Origin of the sequence: Paraplanobispora siamensis (assembly GCF_016863175.1) — a bacterium.
GTDB classification, from domain to species: Bacteria; Actinomycetota; Actinomycetes; order Streptosporangiales; family Streptosporangiaceae; genus Planobispora; species Planobispora siamensis.
On sequence record NZ_BOOJ01000037.1, the window covers coordinates 12191 to 26165 of the forward strand.

At 71.5% G+C, this 13975-nt stretch carries 14 protein-coding genes and 1 riboswitch; of the genes, 10 read left to right on the plus strand and 4 right to left on the minus strand.

The features are described from left to right. The first annotated feature begins 405 nt into the window (after positions 1-405). From Psi01_RS23120 to Psi01_RS23130, 3 genes are all read left to right on the plus strand, one after another. Positions 406-1989 (plus strand): phytoene desaturase family protein, encoded by a 1584-nt coding sequence (locus Psi01_RS23120; protein WP_204066170.1) that lies wholly within the window; start codon positions 406-408, stop codon positions 1987-1989. An 11-nt stretch (positions 1990-2000) separates the two neighbouring features. After that, positions 2001-3710 (plus strand): SpoIIE family protein phosphatase, encoded by a 1710-nt coding sequence (locus tag Psi01_RS23125; RefSeq protein WP_239127940.1) that lies wholly within the window; start codon positions 2001-2003, stop codon positions 3708-3710. 139 nt (positions 3711-3849) lie between these two features. Beyond that, positions 3850-4419: a TIGR03086 family metal-binding protein gene (locus Psi01_RS23130; RefSeq protein ID WP_204066172.1), complete on the plus strand. Its 570-nt coding sequence runs from the start codon at positions 3850-3852 to the stop codon at positions 4417-4419. 84 nt (positions 4420-4503) lie between these two features. On the opposite strand, the gene Psi01_RS44585 is transcribed toward Psi01_RS23130, so the two are convergent. Then, entirely contained in the window at positions 4504-4581 is a 78-nt protein-coding gene (locus Psi01_RS44585; RefSeq protein WP_373293985.1) for a 50S ribosomal protein bL37, read from the minus strand. Positions 4582-4679: 98 nt separating this feature from the next. On the opposite strand from Psi01_RS44585, the gene Psi01_RS23135 reads away from it, so the two are divergent. From Psi01_RS23135 to Psi01_RS23155, 5 genes are all read left to right on the plus strand, one after another. Continuing rightward, a complete protein-coding gene (locus Psi01_RS23135) occupies positions 4680-5276 on the plus strand; it encodes an HD domain-containing protein (protein ID WP_204066173.1) in 597 nt (198 codons plus the stop codon). A gap of 83 nt (positions 5277-5359) precedes the next feature. Next, positions 5360-6160 carry a DeoR/GlpR family DNA-binding transcription regulator gene (locus Psi01_RS23140; RefSeq protein WP_204066174.1) on the plus strand — a complete coding sequence of 267 codons (801 nt, stop codon included), beginning with the start codon at positions 5360-5362 and terminating at the stop codon, positions 6158-6160. Then, positions 6157-7236: a galactose-1-phosphate uridylyltransferase gene (galT, locus tag Psi01_RS23145; RefSeq protein WP_204066175.1), complete on the plus strand. Its 1080-nt coding sequence runs from the start codon at positions 6157-6159 to the stop codon at positions 7234-7236. Before Psi01_RS23140 ends, galT begins: the two co-directional genes overlap by 4 nt. 73 nt (positions 7237-7309) lie before the next feature. Continuing rightward, positions 7310-7445, plus strand: a riboswitch (cyclic di-AMP (ydaO/yuaA leader). A 3-nt stretch (positions 7446-7448) separates the two neighbouring features. Continuing rightward, entirely contained in the window at positions 7449-8438 is a 990-nt protein-coding gene (locus Psi01_RS23150; RefSeq protein ID WP_204066176.1) for a coiled-coil domain-containing protein, read from the plus strand. Positions 8439-8694: 256 nt separating this feature from the next. Beyond that, positions 8695-9441 carry a CHAP domain-containing protein gene (locus Psi01_RS23155; protein WP_239127941.1) on the plus strand — a complete coding sequence of 249 codons (747 nt, stop codon included), beginning with the start codon at positions 8695-8697 and terminating at the stop codon, positions 9439-9441. A gap of 104 nt (positions 9442-9545) precedes the next feature. Here Psi01_RS23155 and Psi01_RS23160 read toward each other — a convergent pair whose 3' ends face one another. Then, the gene (locus tag Psi01_RS23160; RefSeq protein ID WP_204066177.1) at positions 9546-10280 is read right to left on the minus strand and encodes a hypothetical protein; all 735 of its coding nucleotides are present in this window, start codon (positions 10278-10280) and stop codon (positions 9546-9548) included. Between the two features lie 148 nt (positions 10281-10428). Here Psi01_RS23160 and Psi01_RS23165 point away from each other — a divergent pair, with 148 nt between their 5' ends. Then, complete coding sequence (locus Psi01_RS23165; RefSeq protein WP_204066178.1) at positions 10429-10935, plus strand: DinB family protein; 507 nt, start codon at positions 10429-10431, stop codon at positions 10933-10935. A gap of 14 nt (positions 10936-10949) precedes the next feature. Here the strand turns inward: Psi01_RS23165 and Psi01_RS23170 are convergent, their stop codons facing one another. Both Psi01_RS23170 and Psi01_RS23175 read right to left on the minus strand, forming a co-directional pair. Continuing rightward, positions 10950-11603: a MarR family winged helix-turn-helix transcriptional regulator gene (locus Psi01_RS23170; protein WP_239127942.1), complete on the minus strand. Its 654-nt coding sequence runs from the start codon at positions 11601-11603 to the stop codon at positions 10950-10952. 50 nt (positions 11604-11653) lie between these two features. Then, entirely contained in the window at positions 11654-12958 is a 1305-nt protein-coding gene (locus Psi01_RS23175) for a M50 family metallopeptidase (RefSeq protein WP_239127943.1), read from the minus strand. 187 nt (positions 12959-13145) lie between these two features. On the opposite strand from Psi01_RS23175, the gene Psi01_RS23180 reads away from it, so the two are divergent. Next, positions 13146-13751, plus strand: coding sequence for a response regulator transcription factor (locus Psi01_RS23180; RefSeq protein ID WP_204066180.1), 606 nt, complete (start codon positions 13146-13148; stop codon positions 13749-13751). Positions 13752-13975: the final 224 nt, after the last annotated feature.

The following is a 13975-nucleotide window of genomic DNA, read 5'->3' on the forward strand; positions in this document are numbered from 1 at the left end:
GCGAGAAGGACAGCACAAACGGGCAAAAGGGCAAGCCTCTCAAGGGTGGACTACACGGGGTAATGCATCGGATACTGAGAGCACCGAGACACCGTGAGCGCTCGATCCCCCCGGAGGCGAACCGTGTCCGCTCAGACCCGCACGCCGACCCGCGGCCGGACGCCGCGCGCCGAACCCCGGCGCCCGCGTCACCGCCCGGACGCCCCCTTTCCGATCCGCCCCGATCCCCCCGGCGACCCACCCGCATCTGACAAGCGCGCGTACCCGGTAGTCAATCTCTCTGACGCTCGGGGAGCCCCGAAAAAATCAGGAAATATAGCGGCTTCTCCGGCGAACGGGACCCCTGACCGTAGATCGTTCTTTACGCTCTACTCAGAGCCGTAGTCAAGGCGAGCGGAGAAGACCGTGACCGAGTTCGACGGCATCGTCATCGGCGGAGGGCACAACGGACTCACCTGCGCCGCCTATCTCGCCCGGGCCGGGCTGTCCGTCGCGGTGGTCGAACGCAACGACGTGGCGGGCGGCGGCTGCACCACCCAGGAGCTCACCCTCCCGGGCTTCCGGCACAACACCCACAGCAACTACCACTTCCTTGAGGAGGGGCCGGTCCCCGCCGACCTCGAGCTGCACCGCCACGGCCTGCGCTACGTCTATCCCGAGGTCCAGCACGCCACCCTGTTCAGGGACGGCCGGGCGATCACCGTCTACACCGACCCCAAGCGCACCTCCGACTCCTTCGCCCGCTTCTCCGCCGCGGACGCCGAGCGCTGGCTGGAGCTGCACGAGCGCTACGCCGAGGCGGCCCGGGGGCTGATGAACGGCTTCCTGTACTCCAAGCCGCTGCCTCCCCCCGTCCTGGCCGAGCGGCTCAAGGGCAACCTCGGCCGCGACCTGCTCAGCTACGTCCCGCTGTCCATCTACGAGGCCGTCGACAGGAACTTCGAGAGCGACCAGGTCCGGGTGCTGTTCAAGTCGTTCCTGCACGCGATCTCCATCGAGAACGTCCCGGGCACCGGAGGCTTCTTCCCCCGGCTCCTGTCGCGCATCGCCAGGCTCGGCCTGCCCGTGGGCGGCGCGGCGAACGTGGCGCTCGCGCTGCGCCGCGCGGTCGAGGAGCACGGCGGCACGGTGATCACCGGCCGGCACGTCGAGCGGATCCTGGTCGGCGACGGCCGGGCCACCGGGGTCGGGCTGGCCGGCGGCGGCGTGCTGACCGCCCGCCGTTTCGTGGTCAGCGCGGTCGACGCCCCCCAGACGGTACGGCTGGCGGGCCCCGACGTCTTCGGCGCCGAGATCGCCGCCAAGGTCGCCGCCTACCGGTGGGCCGGGCACAGCCTGGTATCCCTGCACCTGGCCCTGGACGAGGCGCCCCGCTACCGGGCCGCCGCGTTCGAGCCGGACGTGGACCGGGCCTTCCTGTTCGTGCTCGGCGCCGACGACAGCGAACAGCTGGGCCGTACCTTCGACCGGATCCACCAGGACCGGCTGCCGGACCGCCTGGCGGGCAACGGCGCCTGCCCCACGCTGTTCGACCCCTCCTACGCGCCGGCCGGCAAACACGTGGCGTTCTGGTGGCCGTGGGCCCCCTACGACCTCGACGGCGACGCGGCCGCCTGGGACGCGCGGCGCGAGGAGATCGGCGAGCGGCTGCTGGCCGAGTGGGCGGAGTACGCGCCGAACCTGACGGGCGCCGTACTGGGCAAGAGCGTCTTCTCCCCCCTCGACATCGAGCGGCACTGCATCAACATGGTGCGCGGCAGCCACCACGTCGGCGCCTACGAACCCGCCCAGCTGGGCGGCAACCGGCCCGTCCCCGAACTGGGCCGCTACCGCACCCCCGTCACCGGCCTCTATCTGTGCGGCGCCAGCAGCCATCCCGGCGGCTCGGTCTCCGCGGCCCCCGGTTACAACGGCGCGAACGCCATCGCCGAGGACCTCGGGATCACCCCGTGGTGGACGCCGGTGCCCGCCCCCCGGTGGGACGAATGAACCGTCGTTTCGTGACCGCGTCACCGGGGGCGGGCGAGCCGCGGGTCGGCAGCCCCGCCTCGCTGCACGAGCGGCTCTCCCTGCTGAACGCGGCGAGCACCCGGATCGGCAGCACCCTGGACCTGTTCGAGACGGGCCGGGAGCTGATGGAGGTGTGCGTACCGCGCTTCGCCGACGCGGCGGGCATCCTGGTGCAGGACCGGATCGTCACCGAGGGCGAGTTCCCGCACCGCACCACCGACGGCTCGGCCCTGGTGCGACGCATCGCGGTCGGCGTGGCGGCCCCCTCGGCGGGGCAGTACGCCGAGGCCTTCCCGGTGGACGAGGTCGTCGTCTACGAGGCCTGGACGCCCTACGCCACCTGCATGGCGACCGGCACCTCGATCCTGTACCCCCGGCTGGACTCCGGGACCGCCGCCAGGATCGGGCGGTTCTGGAAGCGCGACTCGGTGGCCCGCGTCCTGCAGGACAGCTCGTTCCTGGTGGTCCCGCTGAAGGCGCGCGGCCAGGTTCTGGGCTTCGTCGTCTTCACCCGCACCCCGCAGAGCGCCCCCTTCGACGAGCAGGACGTGACGCTCGGCGAGGACCTCGCCGCCAGGACCGCCGTCTGCCTGGACAACGCGCGGCTCTACGGCCGCGAGCGCCGTACCGCGCTGACCCTGCAGAGCAGCCTGCTGCCGTCCGACCTCTACCGGCCGCTGGGCCTGTCGATCGCCTCGCGTTACCTGCCGGCCAGCGATCTGGCGGGCGTCGGCGGCGACTGGTACGACGTGATCCCGCTGCCGGGCTGCCGGGTCGCCCTGGTCGTCGGCGACGTGATGGGGCACGGCATCAGGGCCGCCGCCACGATGGGCCAGCTCCGCACCGCCGCCCGCACGCTCGCCGGCCTGGATCTGGGCCCCGGGGAGGTGCTGTTCCGGCTCAACCGGATGAGCCAGGATCTGGACTCCGCCCAGATCGCCACGTGCGTCTACGCCACCTACGACCCGGTCACCCGGCTGTGCTCCCTCGCCAGGGCCGGGCACGTGCCGCCGATCATCGTGCGGTCCGACGGCGGGACCGAGGTGGTCGAGCTGCCCTCCGGCCTCCCCCTGGGCATCGGCGACGCCCCGGCCGAGACGGTCGAGACCGTCCTGCCGCCCGGCGCCGTGCTCGCGCTGTACACCGACGGGCTGGTGGAGAGCCGCGACCGCGACATCGACGAGGGCATCGGCGAGCTGCGCCGGCTGCTCGCCGAGAGCACCGCGGATCTGGAGGAGGTCTGCGACCGCACGATCGGCGCGCAGCGCCCGGGACACGAGCGCGACGACATCGCGCTCCTGCTGGCCCGGGTCAGCGAGCTGTCCTCCGAGGAGGTCGCCGAGATCACCCTCCGTCCGGAGAGCGGGTCGGCGGCCGGCGCCCGCCGCTTCGCCCGCGCCACGCTCTGCGGCTGGAACCTGCGCTCGCTCGCCGACACCACCGAACTCATGGTCAGTGAGCTGGTCACCAACGCGATCCGGCACGCCGGGGAGGGCCCGATCGGGGTGCGGCTGCTGCGCGGCCCGACGCTGGTGTGCGAGGTCACCGACGCCTCCCCCGTGGCGCCGGTCATCCGCCAGGTCTCCGGCGCCGAGGACGGCGGCCGGGGTCTGCGGCTCGTCAACCGGGTCGCCCGGCGCTGGGGCTTCCGGCCGGTCGCCGAAGGAAAGATCATCTGGGTTGAGCTGAACCTGCCGTGATCCCTCCCGCCGTGTCCGCGACGCCCCGGGCCGGTGGTGGGCATCCCGTACGGCGCGCGCCGTACGGTCATGCCCAACGAGTGCGCTGACTACTGGCCGCCCAGAGGTTACGGTCGGATTGACGACTCGGGAGGGCACGATGATCATCGACATCCGCGAGGCATACCGCCGCGCGCTGGACGATTTCGGCGCTCTCGTCCACCGGATCGCACCCGAACAGTGGGAGAACGCGACGCCGTGCGTGGACTGGAACGTCCGCGCCCTGGTCAACCACGTGGTGGGCGAGAGCCTCTGGGTCCCCGAACTCCTCGCCGGACGCACCGTCGCCGAGCTCGGCGACACCTACGACGGCGACCTGCTCGGCGACGACCCCGGCAAGGCCTTCGACGCCGCGGCCTCGGCCGCCGTGCACGCCGCCAGCGCCGACGGCTCCCTGACCTGCGTCACCCACCTGTCCTTCGGGGACGTGCCGGGCAGGGAGTACATCACCGAACTGTTCGCCGACGCCCTGATCCACACCTGGGACCTGGCCCGCGCGATCGGCGCGGACGACCGGCTCGACCCCGAGCTGGTAGAGACCTGCGCCGACTGGTTCGCCGGGGCCGAGGACGGCTACCGCCAGGCGGGGGTCATCGGGGAGCAGCAGCCGCTGCCCCCCGATCCCGACCCCCAGACCAGGCTCCTGGCCTCCTGGGGCCGCCGCACCTGAACCGCCGCACCTGAGCCTGAGCCTTCGCGCGGCCCGGGGCCCTCTCACACGCCCGCCTTCACGCGGTCACCGCCGCGCGGCGCCTCAGCGTGCCGCGGGGCGCTTGCCGTGGTTGGCCTTCCTCTTCTTGCGGGCCCGGGCCTTGCGTGCTCGTCTCGCCATTCTCGGCCGCCTCTCGTCCAGGGGGATCAGGTCTCCACCGTCCTCCCGGCGGGCATGCCGTACAAGGCCCAAACCGGCGGACACCCTAAGCTCCCGCCATGAGCTCACAGTTGCTGGAACGCTGGCGGGAGCTGGCCGGCCCGGAGGCCGACCATCTGGGACTGGATCTGATCGCCCGGTACGGCGAACCGCACCGCAGATACCACACGACCGCCCACCTGACGGCGGTGCTCGACCACGTCGACGCCCTGGCCGGGCACGCCGGCAACCCCGACCTCGTACGGCTCGCCGCCTGGTTCCACGACGCCGTCTACGACCCGCGGCGCAGCGACAACGAGGAGCGCAGCGCGCGGCTGGCCGAGCGGGCCCTGCCCGAGCTGGGCCTGGACCCGGAGGCGGTGGCCACGGTGGCCCGGCTGGTCAGGCTCACGGTCACCCACGACCCCGAACCGGGCGACGCCGACGGCGCCGTGCTGTCGGACGCGGACCTGGCGATCCTGGCCTCGCCGCCGGAGGTCTACGCCGCGTACGCGGCGGCCGTACGCGAGGAGTACGCCTTCGTGCCCGACGAGGCCTTCCGCACCGGCCGCGCCGCGGTACTGCGCTCGCTGCTCGACCTGCCCGCCATCTTCCGGGTGGCCGGTCTGGAGGAGGCGGCCCGGCGCAACCTTCACGCGGAGCTTGACCGGTTGTGAGGGATTATTCCGCACAATCAAACACGACTCTCGGGATCGTTTGTGGTAATTTGGAGGAAGATGTTTGATTAAGGAGTGGGTGGATGCTGGCCCAACAGCGGCAGCAGGCGATCCTCGAACGGGTGCGCAACCACGGGGGTGTGCGGGTCGCCGACCTCGTGCGCGACCTCGGCGTCTCCGACATGACGATCCGCCGGGACCTGGAGGTCCTGGCCGAGCGCGGCCTGCTGGAGAAGGTCCACGGCGGCGCCACGGCGGCCGGTCCCGGTTCGACCGAGGAGCCCGGCTTCGCCGCCAAGTCGGTGCGCCAGCAGGCGGAGAAGGAGGCGATCGCCCGGCAGGCCGCCACGCTCGTCCGGCCCGGCACCGCCATCGCCCTGTCGGCCGGGACCACCACCTGGACGCTGGCCCACCTCATCGTCGACGTGCCCGAGCTGACCGTCATCACCAACTCGATCCGCATCGCCGACGTCTTCCACCGCTCCCCCCGCCCGGACCGCACGGTCGTGCTGACCGGCGGCGTGCGCACCCCCTCCGACGCCCTGGTCGGCCCGGTCGCCGTGGCCGCGATCCGCGGGCTCCACGTGGACACGCTCTTCCTGGGCGTGCACGGGATGAGCGTCAGGGCCGGGTTCACCACCCCCAACCTGCTGGAGGCCGAGACCAACCGCGAGCTGGTCGCCTCGGCGCACCGCCTGGTGGTGCCCGCCGACCACAGCAAGTGGGGGACGGTCGGGATCAGCACCATCGCCGGACTGGACGAGGCCCACGTCGTCATCAGCGACTCCGGCCTGCCGGAGGAGGCTCGCGAGGAGCTCTCCGCCCGGGCCGGGGAGCTCATCATCGCCGAGAGCGCACCGGAGAGCCGGGTGGCGGAGCAGTGAAGCGGACCCTGACCCACCTGGCCGACGGCCGGGAGCTGATCTACTTCGACCGCGACGACGGCGCGGACCGCGGCGCGGTCGACACCCGGGAGCTGCCCGCCCGGCCGGTCGCCTCCGAGCTGCGCTACGACCCGCTCACCGAGGAGTGGATCGCGATCGCCGGGCACCGGCAGGGCCGCACCTTCCTGCCCCCCGCCGACGAGTGCCCTCTGTGCCCCTCCTCCCCCGGCCGCCTCACCGAGATCCCCGCGGCCTCCTACGACGTGGTCGTCTTCGAGAACCGCTTCCCCTCCTTCTCCGCCCAGATCGGCGACTACGAGCAGGCAGGCGGGCTGAGCGAGGTCCGCGCCGGCATCGGGCGCTGCGAGGTGGTCTGCTTCACCTCCGACCACGACTCCTCCTTCTCCCGGCTCTCCCCCGAGCAGGTCGAGCTGGTCATGGAGGCCTGGGCCGACCGTACGGCGGAGCTGTCGGCGATCCCCGGCGTGGAGCAGGTCTTCTGCTTCGAGAACCGGGGGGCGGAGATCGGCATCACGCTGGCCCACCCCCACGGCCAGATCTACGCCTACCCCTATGTGACGCCGCGCACCAAGCTCACCCTCGGGGCCGCCGAACGCCACCGCGACCGGACCGGGCGCAACCTGTTCGCCGACGTGCTGGCCGCCGAGCGGGAGGCGGAGGTGCGGGTGGTGGCCGCCAACGAGCACTGGACCGCGTTCGTCCCGGCCGCGGCCCGCTGGCCGTTCGAGGTGCACCTCTATCCGCACCGGCGGGTGCCCGACCTGGGCGGGCTGGAGCCGGAGGAGCGCCGCGCCTTCGGTCCCCTCTACACCGAGGTGCTGCGCCGCCTGGACGGGCTGTTCGGCGTGCCGATGCCGTACATCGCGGCCTGGCACCAGGCGCCGGTGAACACCGGCAGGGACCTGGCCTACACGCACCTGGAGCTGTTCAGCATCCGGCGGGCGCCGGAGAAGCTGAAGTACCTCGCCGGCTCGGAGTCGGCCATGGGGGCATTCGTGAACGATGTCCTGCCGGAGGAAGCAGCACGGCTTTTGCGCGTTGTTGTCACAAGCTGATCACTGCTTTGTATCGGCTTGAAGTCGCATGACCATCGGTTTACCACTACTATCCTTCAGCACGTCGGCTTTAACAGCCGATATGCCTAATCTTGGGCACCTTGCCCAAGAACCGGGGAACCACCGCAATTGGGGTGAACCACGCATGTGGAAGGACTTCCTCCAGTCCGAACCCGTCAGCTAACCCGGTCGGCTGAAGGAGAGGAGAGTTCGTGGCGGCTGCGTCCCCCGCGTCCCCCACGTTCCACCGGGTCGCCGTGGCCGTCTGCCTGCTCTCGGCACTCGGGTTCACCCTCGGGATTCCCACCGAGGGCAGCGCGGCGCCCAAGCCCACCGAGGCCGAGCTGCGGAAGGAACTGTCCAAGCTCAACAAGCGGGTGGACAGGCTCATCGAGGCCTACGCGGCCAAGCGCGAGTCCCTGCGCAAGGCGCAGAAGGCCGAGGGCGTGGCCAAGGCGAACCTGCGCAAGGCCGAGGAGACCTACGCCACCGCCAAGCAGGAGGTGGACTCCATCGTCCAGCTCCGCTACCAGAGCAGCTCCGGCGGCATACCGGCGCTGCCGTTCGGCGGCGGTGAGGGCGACATGAGCGCCGCCGCGGTGATGGAGCAGCTGACCGCCCAGCAGAGCGCCTACCTGGAGGGCTTCGCGCAGAGCCGCGACCGCAGGAAGCAGGCCGCCGAACGGGCCGCCGACCTCACCGAGGAGATCCGCCAGGAGGCCGACGAGGTCGAGGGCCAGCGCGAGGACGCCGAGGACCTGATCCAGGAGATCAAGCGCAAGCTCGACAAACTCGTCCCGCTGGGGTCGGGCCGCCGCTCCGACGGCAGCTGGCTCCCGCAGCTGCCCAACGGCGCCGACAACATCACCGACCGGACCAGGAACATGCGCGACGCGATCATGCGGCGCTTCAACCTGCCGTACGCGGTGGGCTGCTACCGGCCGGTCAACGACGGCGGCGAGCACCCGCTCGGCCGCGCCTGCGACTTCATGATGAGCACCGGCGGCACGATGCCCACGGCCGCCAACATGAAGCTCGGCGACGAGATCGCCGCCTGGGCGATCAAGAACAAGGGCAAGCTGGGCGTGAAGTACGTCATCTGGCGTCAGCGCATCAACCACGGATCAGGCTGGCGTTTCATGTCCGATCGCGGCGGCGTCACCGCCAACCACTACGACCACCCGCACATCTCCATGTACTGAGACGCGCCGAGATGCGGCGGCGAGCGCTCCGGGCCGCCGGGACCTTGATCGTTTCTTCTTGCCCGCCGGTGCTAGACTGGCCGGTGATTCCGACAAAATGCCATAAAAGGTCGCATAACAGTCGATCGGGATAGTCGGCCGGGCGGTGGACCCGCCCGGCCCGTGACGGGTCCCGGAGGAAGGAACGACCGAGCCGCCCGGCCTCTCCGCGAGAGGCGCCCGTACGCGACCCGGAAGACATGGATGGGTCTCCACCATGACCGAGTACCGCGATTCCAGCCAGCTCATGCTCCCCGCCTACCTGCTGCGCGCCGCCGCGGGCGTGGCCCTGGTCGCGGGAGTGGCCCCCGTGGGCATCCCCGCGCTGGGGCCGGACACCCTCGCCCGGACCTCGGCCGAGACCCGTCCAGCGGCCGCGGCCTCCGCCGCGACGCCGGCACCCGCCCCCGGGAAGCCGCGCCGTACGGGCGCGACGGCGGCGGACATGATCCGGGTGGCCGAGGGGAAGATCGGTGTCAAGGAGGACGCCGACGGCGGCGGCACCGAGTTCCACGCCTGGTACATGGACTCGTCCCGGGCCTGGGAGACCCTGGCCCGCGACGGCGGCGTCATGGAGAAGTACACCAACGCCCCCTGGTGCGCGATGTTCATCTCCTGGGCCGGCGCGCAGCTGGGCCTGCGGCGCACGGTCGGCGCGGACGCCTACGCCGTGGCCTGGGCCGGATGGTTCCAGGACCGCGACCGCTGGGGCGACACCCCCAGACCCGGCGCCCTCGTCTACTTCGACCTCGACGACGACGGCGGTTCGGGCATCTACCGCATCGACCACATGGGCCTGGTCAAGCACGACAACGGCGACGGCACCATCACCACGGTCGAGGGCAACACCGACCGCGGCCGGGTCGAACACCGCGTCCGGGACGCCTCCGAGGTCATCGGCTACGGCTACCCCGACTACCCGGGCAACCGCCCCCGCCCGACCACCGGCCCGCCGTCGCGATAGACCGCGGGCTCCCGCCGCCGGAGGGCGTGGCGGAGCGGGAACCGGCAGCGGCGGGAGCAGTGGAGCGAGAACCGGCAGCGGCGGGAACGGCGGAGCGGGCACGGTCAACGACGGCGGGCGCGGTAGGTCAGGGCCGCCAGGGCGACGGCGGCCAGGAGCACTACGGCCACCGTGTACGGCGGGCGCCACCAGGACTGCGCCGGTTCGACGACGGCGACCGTGGTCGTGTCACCGGTCACCCCGGCGGCGTCCGCGGTGTCGCCGGGCGGCTGCGCGGCGCCTCCGGCGGGGGTGGCGGACGCGGTGTCGGAGGCCGCGGGGGTGGCGGCCGGCTCCGGCGACACCGAGGCGCGCGGATACTTGCCCGGGGGGATGCCCGGCGGGCGGATCACGCCCCAGTAGTCCGCGCGGTGGCTCTCCTGGCCCTCGATCATCCGCTGGATGTCCGCCGGGAGCGGAGCGATCTTCAGATCACCCGGCACCGTGAGGGTGCCGATCTCGTGGGGCGCGAACCAGCCCTGGATGGCCTTCACCTGCCAGGTGCCCGCGGGCAGGGAGACAGCCGCCGCGTAATGGGCCGGCTCCGCGAGCTCCGTGCCCGCGAAGCGGACGGTCTTCTTCTCGCTGGTGAACTCCAGGGCGACCTCGCCCAGGTCGTCGCCGTAGTAGGGGTGCGTGCCGTGCTGGAGCAGCCAGAACCCCACCGTGTAGGTCGTGTCCGGGCGGACCCCCGTGGGGACGGGGTCCATGAGGGTCAGCGCCCATCCGCCCGCCTGCGCCGGCGCCCCCAGAGCCAGCACGGGGAAGACGATCGCCAGGATCAGCAGAATTCTTCTCATGCCCACAGGTACACCGCCCGCTCCCATCGGGTTCCCGTACCACCCGATCCCGTCGGAGGGATCTCACCGCCCGAACAAAAGAGACTCCTCCGCCAAACAGGGAGAAATGACATGACAGAGGACAGCTGCTGGGACAGGATGGGCCCCCATGACTGACAACCGCGTAGATCCGCCCTTCATCGCCGACGAGGCGTCCACCCTGCACTCCTTCCTGGACTGGCACCGCGAGACGCTGGCCGTCAAGTGCGAGGGCCTGTCGGAGGAGCAACTACGGCTCCGCCCCTCCACGCCCTCCACGCTCTCCCTGCTCGGCCTGGTCCGCCATCTGAGCGAGGTCGAGAGGCACTGGTTCCGCAACATCCTCAACGGCGAGGGCGTCCAGGCGCTCTACTGGACCGACGACAACCCCGACGGGGACTTCGACGACATCGCCGACGCGTCGGCCGATGAGGCCTTCGCCCGCTGGCGGGCCGAGATCGAGAACGCCCGCGAGCTCTCCGCCGGGCTCTCCCTGGACACGGTCGGCAAGTCCCTGCGCCGGGGCGAGGAGGTCTCGCTCCGCTGGATCCTCGTCCACATGATCGAGGAGTACGCCCGGCACAACGGCCACGCCGACATCATCCGCCAGCAGATCGACGGCGTCACCGGAGAGTAGGCGCCGGCCGGGGATCACCTCCCGCGAGCGCGCCCGTCGCCTTCCCGGGTCCCGCCGGCATTCACACCCTCGCCGGCCTCCGCGACCTCGCCGATCTCCGTGACTTCGCCGGTCTGCGCGGTCCCACCCGCCTGCGCGACCTCGCCGGCCTCCGCGGCCCCGCCGTTCCGCAGGGCTTCGGCGATCACGCGGTCGAGGCCGGTGAGGTCCGCCGGGCGGGCGATGGCCGCCTCGGCGAAGCGGGTGAGCAGGCGGGCGAAGTCCTCGCGGTCGGCCCGGTCCCATTCGGCCATGAGGCCGTCGAGGTAGGCCCGCCGATAGCGGACCACGGCCTCCAGCACCCGGCCGCCCGCGCCGGTCAGCACCAGCCGGGCCCGCCTGGCGTCGACGGAGGACTCCTCGCGCTCCACCAGGCCCGCCGCGATGGCGTCGTTGACCAGCCTGCTCGCGGTCGAGGGGTCCACGTCGAGCTGCTCGGCGACGGCCCCCACGGTCACCTCGGGGACGTCCAGGCTCAGCTTGTGCACGGCGTGCACGACCATCACGTTGGACATCTGGACCGGCCGCTGCGGTTCGGCGGCCTTGCGTGCACGCAGGGGACGCGCCCAGATCCGGCGTAACCGGAACAGTGCCACATCGATCGCCGCCCCCGGCGTGCCCTCTTCCACGGGGCAACCATATCGGCGGGTACGGCGTGCGCGCCGTACCCGCCGGAGGATCAGCCGGCCAGCCGGATCGGGTTGACCAGGTCGGCGTACATGAGCAGGCCGGCCATGATGATCATGGTGAAGGCCAGCGCGTAGGTCAGCGGGAGGACCTTGGCGATGTCCACGTGCGCCGGTTCGGGCCTGCGGGTGACGCGGGCGAAGCCGCGCTTGACGCCCTCCCAGAGGCCGCCGGCGATGTGCCCGCCGTCCAGCGGGAGCAGCGGGATCAGGTTGAACATGCCGATCGCCAGGTTGAAGCTCGCCAGCAGGCTGATGAAGATGCTGATCTTGTTCTCCAGCGGGGCGTCGGAGGCGGCGATCTCCCCGCCGATGCGGCTGACGCCGATGACGCCGATGGGGCCGTTCTTGTCGCGCTCCTCGCCGGAGAAGGCCGCGTGCCAGACCCCGACCATCTTCTCCGGGAAGCGCAGCAGCGCGGCGGCGGTCCGCGAGGTGAGGTCGCCCATGTGCGCGACGACGGCGCCGAAGCTCTGCCGCTCGATGACCTGCGTCGGGCTGACGCCGAGATAGCCGACCCGCTCCATCTTGCCGGGCTCGTCGAGCGACTCGCGGTCCTGGGCGATGAGCGTGGCGTTCAGGGTCATGTTCTGCCCGGCCCTGACGATCCCGATCTCGACCGGGCCCGCGCCGTTGCCGCGGATGGCCCGGGTGGCCGCCTCCCACGTGGTGACGGGCCTGCCCGCCACCGCCACGATGACGTCGCCGGGCCGCAGCCCGGCCGCGGCGGCGGGGCTGGCCTGGTCGGCGGAGGTGCAGTTGGGGTTCTTGGCGTACTCGGCGGCGGTCTTCACGCACTCCGGGACCGTGGAGATCTGCGGCTTCTGCACCGTGACCCCGAAGCCCATGAGCACGATCGCGAACAGGATGAAGGCCAGCACGAAGTTCATCGCCGGACCGCCGGCCATGATGATGACCTTCTGCCACCAGGGCTTGCGGTAGAAGACGCGGTTCTCGTCGCCCGGGCGGACCTCCTCGAGCGCGACCTCCCGGGCGCTCTCGATGAGTCCCTGCCAGGGACCGGTGGAGACCGAGCGGACCGTGCCGGGGGCGTCGGTGCGCCGGGGCGGCAGCATGCCGATCATCCGGATATAGCCGCCGAACGGGATCCACTTGATGCCGTACTCGGTCTCGCCCTTGCGCCGCGACCACATCGTCGGGCCGAAGCCGACCATGTACTGCGTGACCCTGACGCCGAACCTCTTGGCCGGAACCAGATGGCCGATCTCGTGCAGGCCGATCGAGACCATCAACCCCACGAGGAAGATGACCACTCCGATCAGGAAAGGCCAGTCCACAGGTCCCCCAGTAGCGGATTCATCAACAATGCCCCATAAGAGACTAGCCGACATACCGACCTCTCCACCGGCCTTCACTTCAAGCCTTCCAGCCGGGTGACTTGCGCACGCTTTGCCGAATGGAGACACTTTGTTAACGGTACGCAATCACACGGTCACCACGTGACACATCACCCGGGAGGGTGCCTTGATCGGGATCCTGGTCGCCCAGCAGCTTCCCCTGGTCCGCCTCGGTCTGGTGGCGTCACTGGACGGCGAGGCCGACCTGAAGGTGGTGGCCGACCTGGACACCGGTGACGACGTCGTCTCCGCCGTGCTGCGGCACGAGCCGGACGCGGCGATCATCGGACTGGATCTGCCCGGCGCCGACGGCTTCTCCACCGCGCTCCGGCTGCACGAGAGGGTCCCCTCCTGCCGGGTGCTGATCCTGTCCCGGCAGCCGACCCCGGGCCAGGTCCGCCGCGCCTTCGCCGTCCACGCCCTCGGGCTCATGAGCCTGGAGGTGGGGGCGCAGGAGGTCGCCGAGGGCGTGCGCCGGGTCGCTGCCGGGCGCCGGGCGGTGGACTCCGACCTCGCCGTGGCCGCCCTGGGCCCGGAGGAGACTCTCCTGACCCCGAGGGAACTGGACGTGCTCCGGCTGGCCGCGCGGGGCGCGCGGTCCGATGAGATCGCCGAGGAGCTCTTCCTGTCCGTGGGGACGGTCCGCAACCACCTGTCACGCATCATGTGCAAGACCCGGGCGCGCAACCGGCTCGACGCGGTGCGCATCGCCGGCGAGGCCGGCTGGCTGTGACGGCCGGCCATGCCGCGGCGGCCGGTCACACCGTCGGTCGTACCGTGACGACCGGTCACAGCGTCGGTCGTACCGTGACGACCGGTCACAGCGTCGGCCATTCTCCGAGAGGTGAGGATCGGTCACGCCGTGCCGTACCGGCCGGATATCCGCTGACGAGCGGTCGCGACAAGGGGTGTCCCGATCGGTCGTGAGCACGGATATCGGCGAACGCACCACCTGAA

What these genes read in the sequence shown, in the direction of transcription:
- Psi01_RS23130 (WP_204066172.1), top strand. Translation starts at nt 3,850, where the DNA reads ATGATCATCGACATCCGCGAGGCATACCGCCGCGCGCTGGACGATTTC.
- Psi01_RS44585 (WP_373293985.1), bottom strand. Translation starts at nt 4,581, where the DNA reads ATGGCGAGACGAGCACGCAAGGCCCGGGCCCGCAAGAAGAGGAAGGCC.
- Psi01_RS23135 (WP_204066173.1), top strand. Translation starts at nt 4,680, where the DNA reads ATGAGCTCACAGTTGCTGGAACGCTGGCGGGAGCTGGCCGGCCCGGAG.
- Psi01_RS23140 (WP_204066174.1), top strand. Translation starts at nt 5,360, where the DNA reads ATGCTGGCCCAACAGCGGCAGCAGGCGATCCTCGAACGGGTGCGCAAC.
- Psi01_RS23155 (WP_239127941.1), top strand. Translation starts at nt 8,695, where the DNA reads ATGACCGAGTACCGCGATTCCAGCCAGCTCATGCTCCCCGCCTACCTG.
- Psi01_RS23160 (WP_204066177.1), bottom strand. Translation starts at nt 10,280, where the DNA reads ATGAGAAGAATTCTGCTGATCCTGGCGATCGTCTTCCCCGTGCTGGCT.
- Psi01_RS23165 (WP_204066178.1), top strand. Translation starts at nt 10,429, where the DNA reads ATGACTGACAACCGCGTAGATCCGCCCTTCATCGCCGACGAGGCGTCC.